Genomic DNA, 20,972 nt, shown 5'->3' with positions numbered 1-20,972 from the left:
CTGGCCTCACGGCAGTTCTATGCCGGACGGGATCAGCGATTCGATCTCGCTGGGGATCTCGCTCGGCAGCTTCGACGGCAGTCTGCTGGGCAGTTTGCTCGGCAGTTCGGTCGGGATGCTCAGCGACGGCGCGGGTTTGGAGCCGGTGCTGCTCTCGGCGGGCGGCTTCTTGTCGGGCGAGTCGTCGTTCCCGGAGGTGGCCATCAGCACGATGGCGACCACGGCGGCGACCGCCACGATGCCGACCAGGAGGACGAAGAGCGGGTTCCGTCGCCGCCTGGGCGGTTCCGGTGGCGGTGGCTGCCACTCGCCGTAGGCGGGGGGTGGTCCGAATCCGCCGCCCGGCGGCGGCGTGTCACCCGGCGGTCCGGGCGGCTGAGGCGGTACCGGCGGCATGGCCATACCGTCCAGAGTCGCCTCGGCCCGGACATCGCGCGAGCCCCGCACGGAAGTTGATACGGCCCCATGCCATGGACCGTACGGTTCCGGTGCATACCGTGCGGGGATCGCTCGGGCACGCGCACGCGTATGTCGCTTCGGGCACGTACGCGTGCGCGTGCCGTTCAGCCGCGCGCGCCCAGCAGATGGTCCATGGCCAGCTGGTCGAGCCGCTCGAAGGCCATGCCGCGCGCGCCGGCCGCCTCGACGTCGAACTCCTCGAAGGCGCTGCGGTCCGCGAGCAGTGCCTCGAGGCCGTCGGCGGCGGTCTGCTGGGCGAGCTGGTCCAGGCGCGAGGCGCGCAGGGCCTCCTGCACCTCCGGGTCGGCGCGGAAGGCGGCTGCGCGCTCCTTGAGGATCAGGTAGTTGCGCATGCAGCCCGCGGCCGACGCCCACACCCCGTCGAGGTCCTCGGTCCGCGGCGGCTTGAAGTCGAAGTGGCGCGGGCCGTCGTAGCCGGCGGTCTCCAGGAGGTCGACCAGCCAGAAGGCGGCGCGCAGGTCGCCGGCGCCGAAGCGCAGGTCCTGGTCGTACTTGATGCCGGACTGGCCGTTGAGGTCGATGTGGAAGAGCTTGCCCGCCCACAGGGCCTGCGCGATGCCGTGCGGGAAGTTCAGCCCGGCCATCTGCTCATGGCCGACCTCGGGGTTGACGCCGTACAGCTCAGGGCGCTCCAGGCGCTCGATGAACGCGAGCGCGTGGCCGACGGTGGGCAGCAGGATGTCGCCGCGCGGCTCGTTCGGCTTGGGCTCGATGGCGAACTTCAGGTCGTAGCCCTGGGAGGTGACGTACTCGCCGAGGAGGTCGAAGGCCTCCTTCATGCGGTCGAGGGCCACGCGTACGTCCTTGGCGCCGCCGGACTCGGCGCCCTCGCGACCGCCCCAGGCGACGTAGGTCTTGGCGCCGAGTTCGGCCGCGAGGTCGATGTTGCGGATCGTCTTGCGCAGGGCGTAGCGGCGCACGTCGCGGTCGTTGGCGGTGAACGCGCCGTCCTTGAAGACGGGGTGCGTGAAGAGGTTGGTGGTGGCCATCGGCACGGTCATGCCGGTCGTGTCGAGGGCCTGGCGGAAGCGCTTGATGTGCGACTCGCGCTCGCTGTCGGAGGACCCGAAGGGGATCAGGTCGTCGTCGTGGAAGGTGACGCCGTAGGCGCCGAGCTCGCTCAGGCGCTGCACCGTCTCGACGGGGTCGAGGGCACGCCGCGTGGCGTCGCCGAACGGGTCCCTTCCCTGCCAGCCGACGGTCCACAGGCCGAAGGTGAACCTGTCCTCGGGGGTGGGCTGGTAGCTCATGCCGCGGCTCCTTGCTTGCTTGCGACTATTTCGTCATGGCCGTTTACAAATTAGTATGCGGTCGCGTCCCTGGGAAGGGACAAGATGTCCCCGAAGGGGTGAGATCCGGGTCGCCATGGCTCGGGCACCCTCGAAGTAGCAGGTCAGAGCACCGCAGAGCCGCGGAAAAAGGGAGAGCCCGATGTCAGCAGCCGAGGGTCCGCTCGTCGTCGGCGTGGACACGTCGACCCAGTCCACCAAGGCGCTCGTCGTCGACGCTGCCACCGGGCAGGTCGTCGCGAGCGGCCAGGCAGCGCACACCGTCTCCGCCGGGGCCGGCCGCGAGAGCGACCCGCGCCAGTGGTGGGACGCCCTGTGCGAGGCGCTGCACCAGTGCGGCGACGCGGCGCACGAGGCCGCCGCGGTGTCGATCGGCGGCCAGCAGCACGGCCTGGTCACGCTGGACGAGCGGGGCGAACCGGTCCGCCCGGCCCTGCTGTGGAACGACGTCCGCTCGGCGCCGCAGGCCCGCCGTCTGATCGAGGAGCTGGGCGGCCCGAAGGCCTGGGCGGAGCGCACCGGCAGCGTGCCGGGCCCGTCCTTCACGGTCACGAAGTGGGCCTGGCTCGCCGAGAACGAACCGGAGGCGGTGCGCGCGACCAAGGCCGTGCGCCTGCCCCACGACTACCTCACCGAGCGACTGACCGGGCAGGGCACGACCGACCGCGGCGATGTCTCCGGTACGGGCTGGTGGGCGTCCCAGACGGAGTCGTACGACGAAGAAACCCTCGCGCACGTGGGGCTGGATCCGGCGCTGCTGCCCCGCGTGGTGCGGCCCGGCGAGGTGGCGGGAACCGTGCGCGACAGCCACGACCTGCCGTTCTCCAAGGGCACCCTGGTCGCCCCCGGCACCGGCGACAACGCCGCGGCCGCGCTGGGCCTGGGGCTGCGTCCCGGCGCTCCGGTGCTGAGCCTCGGCACCTCGGGCACGGTGTACGCCGTCTCCAAGCGGCGCCCCGCCGACCCGACCGGCACGGTGGCGGGCTTCGCCGATGCCCACGGGGACTGGCTGCCGCTGGCCTGCACCCTGAACTGCACGCTCGCCGTCGACCGCATCGCGACCCTGCTGGGCCTGGACCGCGAGGCCGTGGACCCGGTCACCGGCATCACGCTGCTGCCCTACCTGGACGGCGAACGCACCCCGAACCTGCCGAGTGCCTCGGGCCTGCTGCACGGGCTGCGCCACGACACCACCGCCGGCCAGCTCCTGCAGGCCGCCTACGACGGGGCCGTGCACTCGCTGCTGGGCGCGCTCGACCTGGTCCTCGACGAGGACGCGGACCGTTCGACGCCGCTGCTGCTGATCGGCGGCGGCGCCCGGGGCACGGCCTGGCAGCAGACCGTACGACGGCTGTCCGGCCGCCCGGTCCAGGTCCCCGAGGCCAAGGAACTGGTCGCGCTCGGCGCCGCGGCGCAGGCGGCGGGCCTGCTGACCGGCGAGGACCCGGCCGCGGTCGCCCGGCGCTGGAACACCGCCGCGGGCCCGGTGCTGGACGCGGTGGAGCGGGACGAGGCGACGCTCGCCAGGATCGCCGGGGTACTCTCCGACGCGGCCCCGCTGCTGGAGCGAGGAACGGACTGAACGGACTGACGGAGGCATGACCGCACCGCTGCACGAGGCCCACCCGGCCGGCCCGGGGCGGGCGCTGCCCGACACCCAGCAGGGCATACGCCGCCGCAATCTCGCCCGGGTGATGCACACCGTCAGCGCCGAGGGGCCGCTCTCCCGGGCCGCCGTTGCCTCGCGCATCGGGCTGACCCGGGCCGCGGTGTCGACCCTCGTCGACGAGCTCATACGCACCGGGCTGCTCGAGGAGCTGGGCCCCGAGCGGCCCGGCCGGGTGGGGCGGCCCGGCTCGGCCCTGGCCGTCAGCGGCCACGGCCCCGCCGGGATCGGTGCCGAGATCGGCGTCGACCACCTCGCCGTCTGCGCGGTCGACCTGCGCGGCCAGGTGCGTTCCCGGGCCGTACGGCACGGCGCGAACCGCGGCCGCTCCCCGCGGCCGGTGGTCGAGGAACTCACCGAACTGCTGCGCCGGGTCGTCACCGAGGCGGAGCGCGAGGGACTGTGGCCCGCGGGACTCGCGGTGGCCGTGCCGGGCCTGGTGGCGCGCGACGCCCGCACCGTGGTCCGCGCCCCCAACCTGGACTGGCACGACACGGACCTCGGGGCGCTGCTGCCCGACGACTTCGCCCTGACCGTCGACAACGAGGCCAACTTCGGTGCGCTCGCCGAACTCTGGCTGGCCGACGGTACTCCGCACGACTTCCTGCATGTGTCGGCGGAGATCGGCATCGGCGCGGCGGTCGTCGTCGCGGGCGGGCTGCTGCGCGGAACGCGCGGTTTCGCGGGCGAGTTGGGGCATGTGCCGGTGCAGCCGGAGGGGCCCGCGTGCCCGTGCGGCGGCCGGGGGTGTCTGGAGCAGTACGCCGGTGAGGAGGCGGTGCTGCGGGCGGCGGGGCTGGAGCCGGGCGAGGACCGGGTCGGGCTGCTCGCGGGCCAAGCCGCCGAGGGCAACGAGGATGTACGGCGCGCGCTGCGCGACGCGGGCACCGCGCTCGGCATCGCGCTGACCGGGGCGGTCAACCTGCTGGACCCCGAGAGCGTTGTGCTGGGCGGCGCGCTGGCCGGGCTCGCGCCCTGGCTTCTGCCGTCGCTGGAGGCCGAGTTGGACCGGCGGACGGCCGGCCCGGCCTGCCCGGTGAGCGTGTCCCGGCTGGGTCCCGAGGGGCCACTGCTGGGGGCGGCTCACTCGGTGGTGCGGGCGGTACTGGACGATCCCGCGGCGGTCGCCGAACGGGCCTGAGCCCGGCCCCGTATCGCCCCTTCTTCATCCGCTGTCACTCGGACGAGTGGCCGAGATATCCACAACCGCGCCCTCGTCCACCGAACCACGGCGCACTCTTCTGCCCAACCCGCAAGCGCCGTACCGTGATTCACACGAGGCGCACCCGTCGGTCCGTCGGAGGTGCGCTGCGTATCGGCGTGAATTGAGGGGGATTCACATGTCGGGGGAAGCGGACGCAGGTCTCACCGGCACAGGTCTCAGGCGCGACGCGATCGGGCTGCGGGAGGTGCTGTTCCAGAGCATCACGGCCATGGCGCCGGCCGCGGCGGTCGCCGCGTCCATTCCGTCCGGTGCGGCCTTCGCGGGCGGCAGCCTGCCGCTGGCGGTGGTGGTCGCGCTGGTGGCCTGTCTGTTCACGGCGTCCTGCGTGGCCGAGCTGGCGCGGGAACTCCCCGCCGCGGGCTCGGTGTCCACGTATGCGGCGCAGGGGCTGCACCCGGCCGTCGGCTTCCTCGTCGGCTGGGGCTATGTGTTCGTGGAGGCCCTGGTGCCGCCGCTGCTGCTTCTGCAGCTCGGCTTCACAACGGCGGGCACGCTGCACGAGGAGTGGTCCTCGTATCCGGCGGATCTGTGGTGGCCGTGGGCGCTCGCGGGGGCTGCGATCATCGCGGCCGCGGGGTACTTCGGAGTGCGTGCCTCGGCCCGCTTCGGCACGGTCCTCGGCGTCTTCGAGATCCTCGTCTTCCTGGTGTTCGCCGTCTGGCTGATCGGCAAGGCGGGCGGTGACAACACCCTGTCGGTGTTCGGGACTTCGCACACGGCCGAGGGACACGACGGAATCGGCGGGATCTTCGCCGGTTCGGTGTACACGGTGCTGGCCTTCGCCGGATTCGAGGCCGCGGCACCGCTCGCCGAGGAGACGCGTGACCCGCGCCGGACGATGCACCGCGCGGTCCTCGGCGCGGCCCTGGCGATCGGCCTGTTCTACGTGATCACCACCTACGCCATGACGGTGTACTTCGGCCCGGACCGGTTCGCGAAGTTCGGCGCCTCCGGCGACGCGTCCTGGGAGGGCGTGGCGCGGGCGTCGTTCGGACTGTTCTGGGTGCTGGTGTTCCTGGCCGTGGTCAACTCGACGATCGCCAACGCCAACGCGTGCGCCAACGTCTCGACGCGAACGGCCTTCGCCCTGGCCCGCATCCGCGTCCTGCCCCGCCTCTTCGCGACCCTCCATCCGAAGCACCGCTCGCCCGTGGCCGGGATCGCCGTGCAGACGGTCGTGGCGGTCGGTGCGGTGCTGGGGCTGGGGTTCGCCTACGACCCGGTGACGGCGTTCCTCCTGCTCGCCACGGTCATCGTCACGGTCGTGATCGGCGTCTACATCGTCGTGAACCTGGCCTGCGCCGGCTTTTTCCTGCGCCGCAGGCGGGAGTTGCTCAAACCGGTACGGCATCTGCTGCTGCCCGTGCTCGGCATCGTCGCGTTCGTGCCCGCGCTGCTGACCGCGGCGGGCCTGCCCGTCTTCGACTTCGTCACCGAGCTGACCGCACCGGTCTCCTACGCCGGTCCGGTCGTCGGGGTGTGGATGGCCGCGGGGGTCGTCGTGCTGGCCGTGCTGATGCGGCGGCATCCCGAGCGCATAGCCGAGACCGCCCGCGTCCACCTCGAGGACCCCTCCCCCACCGGCCTTGCGCAGAACGGAGCAGCACAGCAATGAGCGACCCCCGCATCCTGACCGTCCGGCCCGAACCGGGCGAGTACGCCTGGACGTTCGGCGGCGCACCACCGGTGGCGCGTATCGCGCCGGGCACGGTCCTCGACCTGTACACGGAGGACTGCTTCGCCGGCCGGGTGCGCTCGGAGAAGGACCTGGTCTCCGAGGTGTGCGAGTTCCCGTTCCTCAATCCGCAGACCGGCCCCTTCCACGTCGAGGGCGCCGAACCGGGTGACACGGTCGCCGTGCACTTCGTGTCCATCGAACCGGCCCGCGACTGGGCGGCGTCGACCACGGTCCCGCTGTTCGGCGCGCTCACCTCCACGCACACCACGGCCACGCTGCAGCCGCCGCTGCCGGAGACCGTGTGGATCTGGCAGCTCGACCGGGCCCGCCGTACGGCCCTGTTCCGGGCGCACGACAGCGACTTCGAGGCCGAGCTGCCCATCGACCCGATGCACGGCACCGTGGGTGTCGCCCCGGCCAATCTCGAGGTCCGCTCGGCCCTGGTGCCCGACGCGCACGGCGGCAACATGGACACCCCCGAGATGCGGGCCGGCGTCACCTGCTACCTCGGGGTGAACGTGGAGGGCGCACTGCTCAGTCTCGGCGACGGGCACGCACGGCAGGGCGAGGGCGAGACCTGCGGCGTTGCCGTCGAGTGCGCGATGAACACCGTGGTGATCGTCGAGCTGCTCAAGGGCATCGCCACACCGTGGCCGCGCATCGAGTCGGACACGCACATCATCTCGACGGGCTCGGCACGCCCGCTGGAGGACGCCTTCCGGATATCCCAACTCGACCTGGTGCAGTGGCTGGTGCGCGACTACGGGTTCAGCGAACTGGACGCGTACCAGTTCGCCACCCAGGCGGTCGAGTCGCCGCTGGCCAACGTGTGCGACACCAACTACACCTGCGTGGCCAAGCTCCGCAAGCAGTGGCTGCCCGGCCGCGAAACCCACCGCGGGATACACGCACAACTGCGGGAAACCGCGGCGGCCCTACGACGCTGAGCCACACCGGCAAATCGGCCACCGCATCGGGGACCCCGGTCGAAAAGGTTGTCCGCACGCGTACCCGGAGTGACGATGTCCCCAGCCGCATCGCCATTCGGGGAGGCCGAGTTGACCGATCCGTGGGTGGCCCTGGAGCCGGGGGCCGACCCTGCCGAGCACGCGCGGATGCTGCGTCGCGCGCACGAGACGTTCACCGAGGTGGGCACGGTGACCCGCCCGGTGCGTGCGGTGGTGGCCGAGTCGTGGCGGCGTTCCGCGCGGGCCGGCGTGGGGCCCGACGCGACGGCGAGTGTGGAGCTCGCGGACGGCGACCTGGGTGCCTACCGGGCCGAGCATCCGCTGGCGCGGGTGATGCCGCTGTTCCGGGAGCTGCTGGGGACATTCGCCGCCGACGGCGAGCATCTGTTGGCGGTGTGCGATGCGCACGGCAGGCTGCTGTGGGTCGAGGGCCATCCGAGGACCCGGCGGCGTGCGGACCGCATCGACTTCGTGCCGGGTGCCCGCTGGGCGGAGACGGCGATGGGGACCAACGCGCCGGGGACCGCGGTCGCCGTCGACCGGCCCGTGCAGGTCTTCGCGGCCGAGCACTTCATCCGCCGCGTGCAGCCCTGGACGTGCGCGGCGGCTCCGGTGCACGATCCGCGCACCGGGCGGGTGCTCGGTGCCGTGGACATCACCGGCGGGGACGGGCTGGCGCATCCGCACAGCCTGGGCTTCGTGCAGGCGGTCGCGCGGGCCGCCGAGTCCCAGCTGGCGCTGCTCGTGCCCAAGCAGCCCGCCGCCGACACACCCGAGCTGACGGCGCTGGGCCGGGACGAGGCCCAACTCCTCGCCGGTGGGCGCAAGATCAGGCTCAGCCGCCGGCACAGCGAGATCCTGGTCCTGCTGGCCCGCCATCCGGAGGGGCTGACCGGCGACGAGCTGCTGTGCGCACTGTACGAGGACGAGTCGGTGACGCCGGTGACCTTGCGCGCCGAACTGGCCCGGCTGCGCCGGGTGCTCGGGCCGGGGCTGCTGGAATCGCGGCCGTACCGGCTGACGGTTCCCGTCGAGTGCGATGTCGCCGTCGTGGAGCGGCGGCTGGAGACCGGTGCGGTGACGGCGGCCGCGACGGCGTACGTGGGGCCGTTGCTGCCGGGTTCCCAGGCCCCGGCGGTGGTGCGGCTCAGGCACCGCCTCGTCGACGGCCTGCGCACGGCGCTGATCGCCCGCCGTGACCCCGATCTGCTGGCGGACTGGGCGCACGCGCCGTGGGGCGAGGACGACCTCGACGTATGGCGGGCGCTCGCGGCCGTCCGCCCGACGGCGGCCGTGCGGGCCCGACTGACCGCACTGGAGGGCGAGTTGGCGGCACCAACCCTCAGGCCGGGCGCCGGGGGCCGCCGGGGACCCGCGCCGACGTAGCGCTGCGAGGGTCAGGCGCTCGCGACGCTCCGGCCCCGGCGGCGGTTCTGGCCCGTCCCACAGTCTGGCCCGTCTCGCGGTCCTGGCCCGTCTCGCAGTTCTGGCCCGTCTCGCAGTTCTGGCCCGTCTCGCAGTTCTGGCCCGTCTCGCAGTCCCACCCCGTCCCACAGTCTGGCCCGTCCCACAGTCCTGGCCCGTCTCGCGGTTCTGAGTCCGAGCTGGGAGCACCGGCCGACTGGGCAGGCGGTGCAGTGCGCTGGGACTGCACCACGTGGCGCCCGCAGGCCCGCCCTGCCGCCGCGGCAACGTAGTTGCAACGTCCGCGTCCCTAGCCTCCCCGCGAGAGCTGCCCAACGGCGGGCAGCGCTTCGAAGGAGGCAGAGCAGCATGACCCGTTACGCGGCGCCCGGCACCGAGGGCGCGATCGTCTCCTACCAGGCGCGCTACGACCACTTCATCGGCGGCGAGTACGTACCGCCGGCCCGCGGGCAGTACTTCGAGAACCCGTCACCGGTGAACGGGCAGCCGTTCACGGAGATCGCGCGCGGCACGGCGGAGGACGTGGAGCGGGCGCTCGACGCGGCGCACGCGGCCGCCCCGGGCTGGGGCCGTACGTCGGTGACCGAGCGCTCCGACATCCTGCTGAAGATCGCCGACCGGATGGAGGCGTACCTCGAACCGCTGGCGGTCGCCGAGAGCTGGGAGAACGGCAAGCCGGTGCGCGAGACGCTGGCCGCCGACATCCCGCTGGCCATCGACCACTTCCGCTACTTCGCGGGCGCGATCCGCGCGCAGGAGGGCTCGCTCGGCGAGGTCGACGACGACACGGTGGCGTACCACTTCCACGAGCCCCTCGGCGTGGTCGCGCAGATCATCCCGTGGAACTTCCCGATCCTGATGGCGGTGTGGAAGCTCGCCCCCGCGCTCGCCGCGGGCAACGCCGTCGTCATCAAGCCCGCCGAGCAGACCCCGGCCTCCATCCACTACTGGATGAGCCTGATCGCGGACCTGCTGCCGCCGGGCGTGGTGAACATCGTCAACGGCTTCGGCGTGGAGGCGGGCAAGCCGCTCGCGTCCAGCCCGCGGGTGGCGAAGGTGGCGTTCACCGGTGAGACCACGACGGGGCGGCTGATCATGCAGTACGCCTCCGAGAACATCAAGCCCGTCACCCTGGAGCTCGGCGGCAAGTCGCCCAACATCTTCTTCGACGACGTCTGGGCGCAGAACGACGACTTCCGCGACAAGGCGCTCGAGGGCTTCACCATGTTCGCCCTCAACCAGGGCGAGGTGTGCACCTGCCCCTCCCGCGCCCTGATCCAGCGCGGCCACTACGCCGAGTTCATGGAGGCGGCCGTCGCCCGCACCCGGCAGATCAAGACGGGCCACCCGCTCGACACGGACACGATGCTCGGCGCCCAGGCCTCCAACGACCAGCTGGAGAAGATCCTCTCCTACCTGGACATCGGCAGGCAGGAGGGCGCGAAGGTCCTCACGGGCGGCGAACGCATCGAGCACGACGGTGAGTTGAAGGGCGGCTACTACGTCCAGCCCACCATCTTCGAGGGCGACAACCGCATGCGGATCTTCCAGGAGGAGATCTTCGGCCCGGTCGTCTCCGTGGCGTCCTTCGATGACTTCGACGACGCCATCAAGATCGCCAACGACACGCTGTACGGCCTCGGCGCCGGCGTGTGGACCCGCGACATCAACACCGCCTACCGGGCGGGCCGGGCGATCCAGGCGGGCCGCGTCTGGACGAACTGCTACCACGCCTACCCGGCACACGCGGCGTTCGGCGGCTACAAGCAGTCCGGGATCGGGCGCGAGACGCACAAGATGATGCTGGAGCACTACCAGCAGACGAAGAACCTGCTGGTGTCGTACTCGCCGAGGAAGCTGGGCTTCTTCTGAGCAGCGCAACAGGGTCCTTACCTGGGCAGTTACCATCGGGTGCGCTGCCCGCCGCGCAACTTGCAGCTCCCGGCGGAAACCGCTGCTTCGTCCCGAGCTCGAAGAGTTGATCAGCGCAATCAGGAGAACTCGCGGACAACGTCCCGCACCTGCGCCACCGTGTCGCCATGTGCCCCGAAATGGGCCAGGACGCTGAGGTGTTCGCGCAGGTGCAGCAGCGGCATGCGGTCCCGCCAGCCGTCGACCAGGGGGCTCATCTCCTCGTACGCGTGGAAGAAGCCCTCCGGCGGGGGGTCGCAGCAATAGATCATGCTGAGGTCCGACTCGGCCCACATCCAGCACACCGCCGGGTCGATGAACACGGGCTCGCCGGCCGCGTTCGCGGCAAGGTTGCCGCGCCAGACGTCGCCGTGGTTGAGCACGCTCGGTGCCTCCGGGACGAGGGTCGGGAGACGCTCGCAGATCCGCTCCAGGCCCGCCAGGTCGGACGGTTCAAGGGCGCTGCGGACCCGGGGCTCACGGAGGTAGCGGCGAATCCTGCGCTCGGCGAAGAACTCGTGCCCGTCGGTGGTGGGGGTGTTCTCCTGGGGAAGGAGGCCCAGCCATCCGTCGGTGTCCCAGCCGAACCGGTCGCCCTGCACCGAGTGCAGGGAGGCGAGGGCCCGGCCCGCGGCCTCCCAGTACTCGTCCGTGTCGGGGCGCGGCTGCAGCACCTCCATGAGGAGGTGGTGCGCGCTTGCTTCGAACACTCGGGGAGTTCGCAGGCCCGCCCGCTCGTGAAGTACGTCGAGGCCGGCCGCCTCCAGCGGGAACAGGTCGGCCGGGGCGTCGAGGGAACCCTTGAGGACATACGAGGTTGCGTCGGCGAGCGTCAGGCGCCAGACGTCGTTCACCGCCCCGCCCGAGAGCGGCTCGGCCTCGACCACGTTCGGGACGACCGCGCTGGGCAAGTCCCTCCAGAGCGCCGTCACCGGGTCAGCTCCGACAGGGTGTCCCACAGGGTTCTGGCGGCGCGGAACATTGCGTAGAACATTGCGTCGAGGAGTCCGTCGTCCGCAAGGGGCATACCGAACTGCTGCATCCTGTCGACATCGGTGGAACGCTGCACCTTCTGTCTTTTCCTCCGTCGTCGATCAGAGAATCAGCATCGAGTCGCCGACTTCGTTGAAGTGACAGCCGTTCGGCAGTGGCATCCTCGTCCGCACCCCGGCACCGGTAGGCGCCCAACCAGGGCCGTGCCGTGTGCCGCGGCGGGCGACAGGGGCACCTTGCCGTGACCGCGGATCTGATCACGACAGACGTCGTGGTCGTGGCCGCGGTCGGCAGAGCGTGTTGGGCCGCGGCGCGGGTGCCGGCGGTGCAGGGGCGCGCGGGTCGGCGCCCCTGAGCCCGGACGCGAACCAGGTTGTTGCGGGCGCAAACCAGTCGTGCGGTCTGCGGGCGGGACAGCCTCGGCGTCCGCGTCGGCGTCACGGCCCGTCGCGCCGGGACATGGCAGATGGGACGGGCACGGGAACCCCGGCGTGGATGCAGACCGCGGTGGGGGCCCGTCTCCTGTGCGGCGATCGCCACCGAGCTCCCAAGGCGCTTTCGAAACAGCCCCGTTCCCGGAACAGTCGCTCGGACAGTGCCCACGACTCCCGCCGTCGAGCGTCTCCAGGACGAGCGCGTCGATGGACGGAACGAAGCTGCCCACAGAGGACGGCGGCAGCGTGCACGAGCCGAGATCTCTCCATGTGCCGCGCCCGCGGTCCGCCGTTTTCGCGATCGCTTTCACAGCCGTTTGCACCTCCGCTTCGCGGCGCTCGCGCACTGGGGCGTGTCGCATCGCCAGATCAACCGCGCCGACGTCGCAACCGTCCGCGGCCGCGGCCTTCCTCGCCCGCGACCCCCGGCGACCAGGCAGATCCGTCACTGGACACCGCCCATGAACCCCCCACTCCGCGAAGTCTGGACATTTGCCCAGACTGTGCCCTACCGTCTCGGCAACGTCCACGGCAGTGGTCAGGAGCGAGATGGCGACCAGGAAGCGTCCTCGACAGGACCGCCTCGCCGTGCGGTGGTCCACGGGCCCGGCGATCCGCACACGAAAGCGCAGCGGTCTTGCGGTGAACGGGCTCTCGATCCCCGACGCAGTGCAGCAGGTCGCCGGCCTTGTCGGCCGGACCTGGCCCGCGCAGCGGGCCGGGGCGCGGACTCCGGTGTCCTCCGCGAGCGAGTCCGCCCCACACGCAGGGTGCGCCACCGGCGTGCCGCCAGGGAAGGAAACACCGTGACAACGACCCGCGTCCCCGTGCTCCCCGATGGAAGACCCACAGTGCGACACAGCCTGTGGAACCGACAGCTGTCGCACTACCCCGACACCGGACTCCGGTACCTGTACCTGGCCATCACCGTGCTCTCGACCGTGGTCCTCTACTACGAGCTGTACGTCTCGGGCTCGGTGGCGACCCAGATCATCACCGAACTCGGCATGTCCTTCAGCTACTTCGTCTGGATCTCGGTGGCCGGCAACGCGGTCGGTGCCTTCGCTTCGCTGTTCGCCGGGCTCGCCGACCGGTGGGGCCGGGCCAACCTCGTGGTCGGAGGCCTGCTCGCGACCGGCCTGATCATCCTGGTCGGTCTGCCCCATGCGCCGAACCGGATCGCCTACCTGGTCCTGTACATCCTGCTCAGTTTCGTCGAAGGCATCGTTCTGGTCGCGACACCGGCGCTCATCCGCGACTTCTCACCGCAGGTGGGTCGTGGCGCGGCGATGGGCTTCTGGACGCTCGGCCCCGTCCTCGGCAGCCTCGTGGTGACCACGGTCTCCAGCAACACCCTCGGCGACCATCCCGACTGGCGCTTCCAGTTCTACGTCTGCGGCATCGCCGGGCTCGTCGTCTTCGTCATCGCCGTCCTCGGACTGCGGGAGCTGTCCCCGGCGCTGCGTGACCAGCTGATGGTGAACATGCGCGACCGTGCGCTGGTGGAGGCCCGCGCGAAGGGCGTCGACCCCGCGCGCGAACTCACCGGCGCATGGCGGCAGATGCTGCGCTTCGGCATCGTCGGCTCGGCGTTCGCCATCAGTGTCTTCCTGCTTCTGTACTACGCGCTGGTCGGCTTCGCCGTCGTCTATTTCGCGACGACGTTCGGCTACAGCGACCAGCGGGCCAACGCACTGGCCAACTGGTACTGGGCGTTCAACGCGATCAGCCTGGTGGTGTTCGGCCTGCTGTCGGACAAACTCCGCGTGCGCAAGCCCTTCATGGTGCTCGGAGCCCTCATCAGCGTCGTGGGCACCATCCTGTTCACCCTCGCTGCGACCCGACCGGACACCGGCTACCACACCTTCGCCCTCTACTTCGTCCTCGCCTCCGTGGGCGGCGGCATGGCCTACGTCGCCTGGATGGCCTCGTTCACCGAGACCGTGGAGAAGCACAACCCGGCGGCCACCGCGGTAGGCCTCGCGGTCTGGGGCTGGACGCTGCGGCTGGTCGTCACCGGCTCCCTGGTGGTGCTGACCTTCGTCGTCCCGGCGACCTCCACGCTGGTGGAGAAGGGGTCCCGGATCGCTGCCATGCAGCAGGAGCACCCACGGCAGTTCGCCGTCGTCGCCGGCATCGACGCGGAGCTCGCGGCCCGCGTGCAGAAAGACCCCACCGATCGGGACGCGCTGGCCAGGCTGCTCGGCCAGGTCGCCGTCGCGGAGGGCGCGAGCCCGGCTCAGGTCAGAAGCGCCCAGTCCGTGGTGCGCGGTGGCCAACTGGCCGCCGTCCAGGTCATCTCCCCCGCCACCACGGCCGCGATGAAGGCGGACCCGCGGGACACGACCGCACAGGCCGACGCGGTCAAGCAGCTCATGGCCGGCCTCGGAGTCGGCCGGCCCGCGGCCCAGCAGCTGCTGGGCAGTCTGGGTGCCGCCGATACACAGCAGGGTCTGCAACTCGCGGCGCGGTACGCCGCGGATCTCAAGGCCGCGCCGACCGCCATCGGCAAGGACGACATGGCGTACCTCGCCGCGAACGGGGCCGAGGTCGCGAAGGCCGCCAAGGACAACCCGAGGCAGTGGCAGACCTGGTGGTGGGTGTGCGTCGCGGGTCAGCTGCTGTTCCTGCCCTTCGTCTTCCGGATGGCCGGCCGGTGGAGCCCGCGCCGTGCCCGCGAGGACGAGCAGGCGCACAACACCCTGGTCGAGCGGGAACTGGCCGCGCTCAGGGAGTCGTAGGAGCCGATGACGAGGGCGGGGGGCGGCCTGCGCGTACAGGTCGCCCAAGCCCGAGCAGAAGCCACCCGGCCACAGAGCCACCAGGCCGCACACCCCCGGCCACGGACCCACCGGCCCACCAACCACCAGCTCACCGCCCCAGCGCTCCACCAACCCAGCGACCCACCAACCCACGCAAACGAGCGCCGCGGCGACCGCCGTAGACGAGGAGGCCCGAGGTGTTCACGAGGGAAAGCGTCGACGGGATCGTCCCGCAGCGCGGCCACCCGTCGCTGCGCATGCGGTTCGTGTGCGCCTGCCTTGCCGCCACGAGGACCAAGAGGGTTCTCGGCGACGCCGAGTCCACCGAAGCCGACCGCCTTCGCGTCCGCCGAAAGGGGCCGGCGGCCGTTCCGCGGCGGGTGCTGCGCAGGTACGACGTGAGCGTGAGTCACCACAGCGGGCTGCGCTGCACCGAGATCGGCGTCCGCGGCCGGCGGCCCGACCGCACGATCGTGTACCTCCACGGGGGCGCTTACGTCTATCCCGCCGTCGTACAGCACTGGGATCTGATGGCTGCACTCGCCGCGGAGAACAACGCCCGTGTGATCGCACCGTGCTACCCGCTCGCCCCCGAGGGAACGGCCGCGACGGTCATCCCGAGCCTGCTCGATCTCCAGGTGCGGCTGACCGAGCGGTCCGGTGCGGCACCCGTATGGGCCGGGGACTCCGCCGGCGGCGGACTGGCCCTGGCCACCGCGATGCGCCTGCGGGACGAGGGCCTGCCGCCGCCGCGCCACCTCGTCCTCATCGCGCCCTGGCTCGACATCGGACTCAGCAACCCCGGTGTAGCCGACGTGATCGACCGGGACCCCACCCTCGACGTCGCCGGGCTGCGCTACGCCGGCCGGTTGTGGGCCGGAGCACTGCCCCCCGACTCGCCCCAGGTCAGCCCCGGCGGCGGCGACCTGCGCGGACTGCCCCCGACCACCGTGATCGTGGGCACCCGCGACATCTTCGTGGCCGACTGCCGGGACTTCACCGCCCGGGCCCGAGCAGCCGGTGTCGACGCCACCTTGCTCGAATGCGCCGGCGGCTTCCACGCCTACCCGGCCGTGACCTTCCTGCCTGAATCCATCGAAGCACGGCGACTGGTGACCACGCGCCTGAACGCCGCAGACCCCAAGGAGTGACCCGTGTCCCGGCTCAACGCCTCGGTCTGGACCTGCGATCCCGCACGCGGGCGGCGACTCGCGCACCGGCTGCGCAGCGGGAACGTCAACATCAACGAGGGACGCGGCCGCGTGGGGGTCCACCGACGCCCCGCTGGGCGGCTCGGGCGCCTCCGGACAGGGAAGTCGGCACGGACGGCACGGTCTGCTGAAGTACGCCGATTCACAGAACGTGGCCAGGCGGCTCGGGCAGGCCCTCGGCAAGCCCGCCGGATCGGCGGTGAGCGCTACGCACGCGCCATGACCGTCACCATGCGGGCACTCGACCGCCTCGCGGGCAAGGGGTGACAGCCGGGTGACGGCTCCTCAGGTCAGGGCGGACGCCGGCCTCAGGTGAGCCGCGGTCAGCCGGCGCAGGGCGCCGCGCAGTACGTCACGGTCGTCGGGCCGGGAATGGGCGAGCCGTTGCAGTGCGAACCCGTCGATCATGGCGACGAGTTCACGGCCGGCCCGGCGTGCGTCCACGGCCCCCAGCGCCACGAACATGGACTCGGCGGCCTCTTCCAGCGCCTGCACGATGCGCTGCACCGGCTCCGCCAGTTCCGGCCGCCGCGAGGTGGCGAGATATGCCTCGAACTGGGCCCTGATCAGGGTCTCCTTGGACGCGATCAGGATGTCGCTCAGCCGGTCGACGTACTCCATGGCGAGGGTGTCGCCGTCGGCCGTGCGTAGGTCGCCGCCGGCTGCTTCGGCGGTGGGGACGTCGGCCATCAGGTCCTGCGTCGCCTCCAGAATGCCGTCGGCGATCCGCGTGACCGCCGCGCCGATCAGCTCGTCCATGGAGGCGAAGAAGTACGAGGTCGTCGACGGCGGCAGCCCGGCCGCCGCGGCGACCGCTCGATGGGTGGTCCCCTCCAGCCCCCGGGTGGCGATGACCTCCGCCGTGGCATCCAGGAGCTTTTCCCGACGTGCCTGCCCTCGTGCGTAGTGCGACTGCGGCCTGATCCCCATGCCCCGAAGTTACCCGACGGGTCTGCGGCCCCCCAAGCGCCCGAGAATCAGGACCGAGCTGAACTCTGGACAAACGTCCAGAGTTCACCCTAGCGTGACGCCATGCCCATCCCAGAGGAGCGAGACGCGATGACCGACATACACCCGGTGCCCGAGAGACTGGCGCGCCTCGCGGCACGCGGACTCGGCCGCCTCCCGACCGCCGTGAAGCGGGCCATCGCCGGCCGGCCCCTGTGCATCGACGGGCAGGTGATGGACCTGGACGCACAGGTCGGCATGCGCGTCCTGGGCCTGACCGTCTCGAAGACGTTCGAGTCACTGCCGCTCGCCGAAGGGCGCGCCCAGATCGCCTCCGAAGCCTGGATCTTCGGCGACGAGCTTTTCGTCGAAGAGGTCCGGGACATCACGATCCCGACGCCCGAGGGCGGCATCGCGGCCCGCCTGTACCGTCCGGCGGGCATCCGGCGCCCTTCGGCCGCGCTGGTGTACTTCCACGGTGGCGGGTGGGTGCTCGGAGACCTCGGTGCCAGCGATTCCGTGGCCCGGTTCCTGGCCCATCACGCGTCGATCACCGTCATCGCGGTCGACTACCGGCTGGCACCGGAGAACCCGTTCCCGGCGGCGGTGAACGACGCGCTCGCGGCCTTCACGCACGTCACGGAACGGGCCGGGGAGTACCAGGTCGACCCGGCCGCCATCGCGGTGGGCGGGGAGAGCGCGGGCGGAAACCTCGCAGCCGTGGTGGCCCTGGAGACGGCCCGGCGGGCCCGCGAGGCGCACTCGCCGGTACCCGCGATGCAACTCCTCTTCATGCCGGTCACCGACCTCTCGCGCAAGCACCCCTCATACGCGCTGTTCGGCAAGGGGCTCTTCCTCACCGAGGACCAGATGGACTGGTACAAGGCCCACTACCTTCCCGACCCCGCGCAGGCCACGGACTCGCGGGTCTCGCCCCTTCTGGCCGACGACGTCCACGACGTGGCACCGGCATATGTGGCCGTGGCAGGGTTCGACGTCCTGCGGGACGAGGGCGAGGCGTACGCGCACAAGCTGCGCGACGCCGCAGTTCCCGCCGTGCTCAGACGCCACAGCGGAATCACGCACAGCATGGTCAACGCGACCGGCGTGGGCACCGCCCCCAGGGAAGCGCTGCTCGAAGCCGCGGGTGCACTCCGCATGGGACTGACCTCCCGGGCCGGTCTGACCGTCCCCGAGGCGAAGGCCCGATGAGCGCCACGTGGAAGAACTGGGCCGGCAACCGGACCTGCCACCCGATGACCGTGACACGACCGCACGGCGAGGAAGAGGTCGTCGATGCCGTGCGGTCCGCGAACGAGCGCGGGATCACCGTCCGCGCGGTGGGCAGCGGCCACTCCTTCAGCGACCTGGCCTGCACCGACGGCATCATGGTCGACCTGTCGCGGATGAACCGTCTGCTGTCGGTCGACGGGCACCGGGTCACTGTGCAGGCCGGCATCACCCTGCGCGAGCTGGGCCCGGGTAACGCCGAGCACGGCCTGGCCCTGGAGAACCAGGGCGACATCGACGCACAGGTAGTGGCCGGGGCCCTCGCGACAGCCACGCACGGCACGGGCCGCGCGTTCGGCAACCTGTCGTCGCGGGTGGTGGGCATGCGACTGGTCACCGCGGGCGGCACCGTACGACAGCTGGACAGCACCACACCGGAGCTTCTCCGTGCTGCCAGGGTGTCGCTGGGGGCGCTCGGCATCGTCACCGAAGTGACCGTCGAATGCGTCCCGGCGTACACCCTGCGTCGCGTCGACCGACCTCGACCCCTTGACGACGTACTGGCCGGACTGGACCAACTGGTCGACGGCAACGACCACTTCGAGTTCTTCATCTGGCCGTACACCCGGGTCGCCATGACCAGGACATCGACCCGGACCAGCGACGCCCCGAAGCCGACACCCCGCTGGCAGCGGCAGCTTCGCGAGGAACTCGTCGAGAACACCGTCCTGGGCGCACTGTGCCGGCTCGGCAGAAGGTTCCCGTCCCTGGTTCCGACCCTCAACGCCACCGTCGCCCGCTCGATGTCCGACGCACAGGTCGAGGACGTGGCCCATCGCGTCTACGCCACCGCGCGGAAGGTGAAGTTCACCGAGAGCGAGTACGCGATCCCGCGAAGCCACTGCGCTCAGGCGCTGACCGCCTGCCTCGAACTCGTCGAGCGGCAGCGACTGCCGATCCTGTTCCCGTTCGAAGTGCGCTTCACCGCCGCCGACGACGCGTACCTGTCCACCGCCGAGGGCCGCGAGACCTGTTACATCGCGGCGCACCAGTTCCAGGGCATGGACTCCGACCACTTCTTCCGGGCGTTCGAGGACGTCATGGCCACCTACGGGGGTCGGCCCCACTGGGGCAAACAGCACACCCGGACGGCACACACTCTGCAACCCCTCTATCCGCACTGGAACGACTTCATGAGAACGCGAACCGAGCTCGACCCGACCGGAACGTTCGCCAACGCCCACACCCGCAGGGTCCTTGGAACCCACGGCGAGGTGATGACCGGATGAACACCCGCAGCGACGCCGGGGACCACTACCGGCAGGTGTTCGCGCGCACCGAACCACCCTTCGCGTTCGTCGACCTGAACGCGCTCACCTCCAACGCGCACGACCTCCTGCGCCGGGCTCACGGCAAACCGGTCCGCATCGCGTCCAAGTCCATCCGGGCCCGCTCGATCGTCGAGTACGTCCTCAAGCTCGACCCGGGCTTCCAGGGCATCATGGCCTTCACCCTCGACGAGGCACTGTGGCTGCACGGCCTTGGCGCCCGGGGGGTTCTGGTCGCGTACCCGACGACGAACACCCAGCTGCTCGGCACCCTGGCCGAACGCACCGCCGAGGACCCCGAAGGCGCCCCGGTCGTGATGATCGATTCTCCGGACCATGTCGAGCTGATCGAGGGGGCCGCGCGTCGCCACGACGTCCGTGTGAAGACCTGCCTGGACTTCGACGCGTCTCTGTGGCTGGCGGGCGGCCGGATCAGGATCGGGGCGAAGCGCACCCCGATCCACACACCGCAGCAGGCCGCCGCTGCGGCCCGGCGCGTCGAGCGCAGCAACTCCGCCCGCCTGGTCGGCGTGATGTCGTACGAGGCGCAGATCGCCGGGCAGGGCGACGCCGTTCCGAACCGGCCGATCCTCAACCGTGCGATCCGGCTGATGCAGGACAGATCCCATCGCGAGCTACGGGAACGACGCGCGCACGCGGTCGAGGCGATCTCCCACATCACGCCGCTGGAGTTCGTCAACGCCGGCGGAACGGGCGACCTGGAACTGGTCACGAGCGAGCCCGCCGTCACGGAGGTCACGGCGGGATCCGGGCTCTTCGCGCCCACCTTGTTCGACAGGTACACACGGTTCACCCCGCAGCCCGCGGCGTTCTTCGCGCTGCCCGTCGTGCGCAGGCCCGGCCCGAGGACGGTGACCGTGCTCGGGGGCGGCTACATCGCCTCCGGCGTCCCGCGCTGGGACCGAGCGCCCGTGCCGACGTTCCCGCCGGGGCTGCGTTACGACAGCAACGAGGGTCCCGGGGAGGTGCAGACACCACTGAACGGTGCCGCGGCAGAGCACCTCACGACAGGATCGCCCGTCTTCTTCCGGCACGCCAAGGCGGGCGAACTGTGCGAGCGCTTCAACGAGTTGCACCTGGTCCAGGACGGGAACGTCGTCGATGTCGTCCCCACGTATCGGGGCGAGGGCCGTTGTTTTCTCTGAGCGACTCGGACGGCGCAGGAAGATCCGTTCCAGCCACCGTCCACGCGCCGGCTTTCGCCACAGTGAGCCGGGCTGCCGTTCCGGGGGCCACGACCAGAGCCGGGGTCCCGGATTGGCGGCGCCCATCGGTTCCAGCACACGAGCACTACCGCTCAGCGGCGAGGTCGGTCACGCTCGCGCCCCTCCTCGCTGCCGGCCGGACCGAGACCGGCGTGGAACCGGCGCGTGGCGCCTGAGGGCGTCGAGGTGGTGCGCCGT

At 71.3% G+C, this 20,972-nt stretch carries 16 protein-coding genes; 11 read left to right on the top strand and 5 right to left on the bottom strand.

The window, feature by feature from the left end; translation table 11 throughout:
- Positions 1-6 precede the first annotated feature (6 nt).
- Together ABZ880_RS17230 and xylA are read right to left on the bottom strand one after the other, a co-directional pair.
- The gene (locus tag ABZ880_RS17230) at positions 7-402 is read right to left on the bottom strand and encodes a hypothetical protein (protein ID WP_361262895.1); all 396 of its coding nucleotides are present in this window, start codon (positions 400-402) and stop codon (positions 7-9) included.
- Positions 403-563: 161 nt separating this feature from the next.
- Positions 564-1,730 carry a xylose isomerase gene (gene xylA, locus ABZ880_RS17225; RefSeq protein ID WP_361262892.1) on the bottom strand — a complete coding sequence of 389 codons (1,167 nt, stop codon included), beginning with the start codon at positions 1,728-1,730 and terminating at the stop codon, positions 564-566.
- A 181-nt stretch (positions 1,731-1,911) separates the two neighbouring features.
- Between xylA and xylB the strand changes: the two genes are divergently transcribed.
- From xylB to ABZ880_RS17195, 6 genes are all read left to right on the top strand, one after another.
- Complete coding sequence (xylB, locus tag ABZ880_RS17220) at positions 1,912-3,351, top strand: xylulokinase (protein WP_361262889.1); 1,440 nt, start codon at positions 1,912-1,914, stop codon at positions 3,349-3,351.
- 16 nt (positions 3,352-3,367) lie between these two features.
- A complete protein-coding gene (locus tag ABZ880_RS17215; protein WP_361262886.1) occupies positions 3,368-4,576 on the top strand; it encodes an ROK family transcriptional regulator in 1,209 nt (402 codons plus the stop codon).
- Positions 4,577-4,775: 199 nt separating this feature from the next.
- A complete protein-coding gene (locus tag ABZ880_RS17210; RefSeq protein ID WP_361262883.1) occupies positions 4,776-6,275 on the top strand; it encodes an APC family permease in 1,500 nt (499 codons plus the stop codon).
- Positions 6,272-7,285 carry an acetamidase/formamidase family protein gene (locus ABZ880_RS17205; RefSeq protein WP_361262880.1) on the top strand — a complete coding sequence of 338 codons (1,014 nt, stop codon included), beginning with the start codon at positions 6,272-6,274 and terminating at the stop codon, positions 7,283-7,285. Before ABZ880_RS17210 ends, ABZ880_RS17205 begins: the two co-directional genes overlap by 4 nt.
- A gap of 75 nt (positions 7,286-7,360) precedes the next feature.
- Complete coding sequence (locus ABZ880_RS17200) at positions 7,361-8,692, top strand: GAF domain-containing protein (protein ID WP_361262877.1); 1,332 nt, start codon at positions 7,361-7,363, stop codon at positions 8,690-8,692.
- A 387-nt stretch (positions 8,693-9,079) separates the two neighbouring features.
- Positions 9,080-10,603, top strand: a complete 1,524-nt coding sequence (locus ABZ880_RS17195; RefSeq protein ID WP_361262874.1) for an aldehyde dehydrogenase family protein — start codon at positions 9,080-9,082, stop codon at positions 10,601-10,603.
- A gap of 119 nt (positions 10,604-10,722) precedes the next feature.
- On the opposite strand, the gene ABZ880_RS17190 is transcribed toward ABZ880_RS17195, so the two are convergent.
- Positions 10,723-11,553: a fructosamine kinase family protein gene (locus tag ABZ880_RS17190; protein WP_361262871.1), complete on the bottom strand. Its 831-nt coding sequence runs from the start codon at positions 11,551-11,553 to the stop codon at positions 10,723-10,725.
- A 17-nt stretch (positions 11,554-11,570) separates the two neighbouring features.
- Positions 11,571-11,711 (bottom strand): hypothetical protein, encoded by a 141-nt coding sequence (locus tag ABZ880_RS17185; protein ID WP_361262869.1) that lies wholly within the window; start codon positions 11,709-11,711, stop codon positions 11,571-11,573.
- Between the two features lie 1,209 nt (positions 11,712-12,920).
- On the opposite strand from ABZ880_RS17185, the gene ABZ880_RS17180 reads away from it, so the two are divergent.
- Positions 12,921-14,810, top strand: coding sequence for an MFS transporter (locus ABZ880_RS17180; protein WP_361262866.1), 1,890 nt, complete (start codon positions 12,921-12,923; stop codon positions 14,808-14,810).
- 218 nt (positions 14,811-15,028) lie between these two features.
- Entirely contained in the window at positions 15,029-15,982 is a 954-nt protein-coding gene (locus ABZ880_RS17175) for an alpha/beta hydrolase fold domain-containing protein (RefSeq protein WP_361262863.1), read from the top strand.
- Positions 15,983-16,327: 345 nt separating this feature from the next.
- On the opposite strand, the gene ABZ880_RS17170 is transcribed toward ABZ880_RS17175, so the two are convergent.
- Complete coding sequence (locus ABZ880_RS17170) at positions 16,328-16,972, bottom strand: TetR family transcriptional regulator (RefSeq protein WP_361262860.1); 645 nt, start codon at positions 16,970-16,972, stop codon at positions 16,328-16,330.
- 129 nt (positions 16,973-17,101) lie between these two features.
- Between ABZ880_RS17170 and ABZ880_RS17165 the strand changes: the two genes are divergently transcribed.
- From ABZ880_RS17165 to ABZ880_RS17155, 3 genes are read left to right on the top strand one after another with little or no spacing between them, the layout of a single operon-like run.
- Positions 17,102-18,202, top strand: coding sequence for an alpha/beta hydrolase (locus ABZ880_RS17165; protein WP_361262857.1), 1,101 nt, complete (start codon positions 17,102-17,104; stop codon positions 18,200-18,202).
- Positions 18,199-19,509 (top strand): D-arabinono-1,4-lactone oxidase, encoded by a 1,311-nt coding sequence (locus ABZ880_RS17160; protein ID WP_361262854.1) that lies wholly within the window; start codon positions 18,199-18,201, stop codon positions 19,507-19,509. The genes ABZ880_RS17165 and ABZ880_RS17160 overlap by 4 nt, the downstream gene beginning before the upstream one ends.
- Positions 19,506-20,714 carry an amino acid deaminase/aldolase gene (locus ABZ880_RS17155; protein WP_361262851.1) on the top strand — a complete coding sequence of 403 codons (1,209 nt, stop codon included), beginning with the start codon at positions 19,506-19,508 and terminating at the stop codon, positions 20,712-20,714. Before ABZ880_RS17160 ends, ABZ880_RS17155 begins: the two co-directional genes overlap by 4 nt.
- Positions 20,715-20,972: the final 258 nt, after the last annotated feature.

This window comes from Streptomyces sp. NPDC047043 (assembly GCF_040644055.1).
In the GTDB taxonomy this organism is placed as follows: Bacteria; Actinomycetota; Actinomycetes; order Streptomycetales; family Streptomycetaceae; genus Streptomyces.
This window is presented reverse-complemented; position numbering and strand designations above follow the sequence as displayed.

Excerpts from the sequence above, each read along its gene's own strand:
- ABZ880_RS17160 (WP_361262854.1), top strand. The coding sequence starts at position 18,199 with ATGAGCGCCACGTGGAAGAACTGGGCCGGCAACCGGACCTGCCACCCG.
- ABZ880_RS17165 (WP_361262857.1), top strand. The coding sequence starts at position 17,102 with ATGACCGACATACACCCGGTGCCCGAGAGACTGGCGCGCCTCGCGGCA.
- ABZ880_RS17155 (WP_361262851.1), top strand. The coding sequence starts at position 19,506 with ATGAACACCCGCAGCGACGCCGGGGACCACTACCGGCAGGTGTTCGCG.
- ABZ880_RS17170 (WP_361262860.1), bottom strand. The coding sequence starts at position 16,972 with ATGGGGATCAGGCCGCAGTCGCACTACGCACGAGGGCAGGCACGTCGG.
- ABZ880_RS17215 (WP_361262886.1), top strand. The coding sequence starts at position 3,368 with ATGACCGCACCGCTGCACGAGGCCCACCCGGCCGGCCCGGGGCGGGCG.
- ABZ880_RS17195 (WP_361262874.1), top strand. The coding sequence starts at position 9,080 with ATGACCCGTTACGCGGCGCCCGGCACCGAGGGCGCGATCGTCTCCTAC.
- ABZ880_RS17200 (WP_361262877.1), top strand. The coding sequence starts at position 7,361 with ATGTCCCCAGCCGCATCGCCATTCGGGGAGGCCGAGTTGACCGATCCG.
- xylA (WP_361262892.1), bottom strand. The coding sequence starts at position 1,730 with ATGAGCTACCAGCCCACCCCCGAGGACAGGTTCACCTTCGGCCTGTGG.
- ABZ880_RS17210 (WP_361262883.1), top strand. The coding sequence starts at position 4,776 with ATGTCGGGGGAAGCGGACGCAGGTCTCACCGGCACAGGTCTCAGGCGC.
- ABZ880_RS17205 (WP_361262880.1), top strand. The coding sequence starts at position 6,272 with ATGAGCGACCCCCGCATCCTGACCGTCCGGCCCGAACCGGGCGAGTAC.
- xylB (WP_361262889.1), top strand. The coding sequence starts at position 1,912 with ATGTCAGCAGCCGAGGGTCCGCTCGTCGTCGGCGTGGACACGTCGACC.
- ABZ880_RS17230 (WP_361262895.1), bottom strand. The coding sequence starts at position 402 with ATGGCCATGCCGCCGGTACCGCCTCAGCCGCCCGGACCGCCGGGTGAC.